Below are 1250 nucleotides of genomic sequence, written 5' to 3'. Positions count from 1 at the left end.
ATGTTATATGGGAGGTAAATTATCGTTTACCTCCCAATTTCATTAAATTTTTCTATATATTTGATAATGTATTATAGTTTTTTACAGTTCTTTAACAATCAAATGGAGATTTTGTGAAATTAGAGATAATAAACGAGATAACACAGGCCATGTTATCTTGCTTGAATAATTATCAATTAAATAAACTAAAAGAAGTTTTAAATGTTTCCTTGTTTAGATACAAGATAATGAACGACGAGAACTCTCAAAATGAGGAAGAAATAGATTTTATATCCTTGTTTATAGCTGCTAAGAAAGTTGAAGGTTGTTCAAATAAATCATTGAGTTATTATGAATCAACGATTCAAAGTATGGTTACGAGTATTAATAAGCCTATTAATCAAATTATTACTGATGATATACGAGTTTATTTAACACAGTATCAGGAAAAGAATCATTCGAGTAAAGTAACGATTGATAATATTCGAAGAATTCTATCGAGTTTTTTCTCTTGGCTTGAAGATGAAGATTACATTTTAAAAAGTCCAGTACGTAGGATAAGAAAAGTAAAAACTATCTCTAGTATTAAAGAGACCTATTCTGATGAGGATTTAGAAATTATTAGAGATAATTGTAAGCAAATCAGGGATTTAGCTATTATTGATATGTTAGCTTCTACAGGAATGCGTATTGGAGAAATGGTGCGTCTAAATAGAGAGGATATAGATTTTAATGAACGAGAGTGTATTGTACTGGGAAAAGGTAGCAAAGAAAGAATAGTTTATTTTGATGCTCGTACAAAAATTCATCTACAACAGTATTTGGCTAAAAGAAATGACTCTAATAGGGCTTTATTTGTTTCTTTAAAGTTTCCATACAATAGATTAGATATTGGTGGGGTTGAAACGAGATTGAGAAAATTAGGCAGATCATTAGGAATAAATAGAGTTCATCCGCATAAATTTAGAAGAACTCTAGCTACAGTAGCGATAGATAAAGGAATGCCAATAGAACAATTACAACACTTATTAGGACATAAAAGAATAGACACTACTTTACAGTACGCAATGGTAAAACAAAGTAATGTGAAATTAGCACATAGAAAGTTTATTGGTTGATAAGCTAATCTATATGGTAGGTAAACGATAATTTATATAATCAACTAGACACTTTATACGACTATTGGTTTAAACAATTTGAATTCCCTGATAAGAATGGAAATCCATATAAATCTTCAGGAGGACAGATGATTTATAACGAAGAATATGGGG

General features: G+C 29.4%; 1 protein-coding gene and 1 pseudogene. Both read left to right on the top strand.

Features of this window, described 5'->3' with window-relative positions; all coding sequences use genetic code 11:
- Window positions 1-113: 113 nt before the first annotated feature.
- Window positions 114-1097, top strand: coding sequence for a site-specific tyrosine recombinase/integron integrase (xerA, locus tag CKF59_RS07745; RefSeq protein WP_119535328.1), 984 nt, complete (start codon window positions 114-116; stop codon window positions 1095-1097).
- A gap of 47 nt (window positions 1098-1144) precedes the next feature.
- A pseudogene (locus CKF59_RS08050) lies at window positions 1145-1250 on the top strand (restriction endonuclease subunit S); the annotation flags it as partial.

It is taken from the genome of Psittacicella gerlachiana, from assembly GCF_003585965.1.
Classification (GTDB): domain Bacteria; phylum Pseudomonadota; class Gammaproteobacteria; order Enterobacterales; family Psittacicellaceae; genus Psittacicella; species Psittacicella gerlachiana.
The sequence above is the reverse complement of the archived record's forward strand: the minus strand, read 5'-3'. Positions and strand labels throughout refer to the sequence as shown.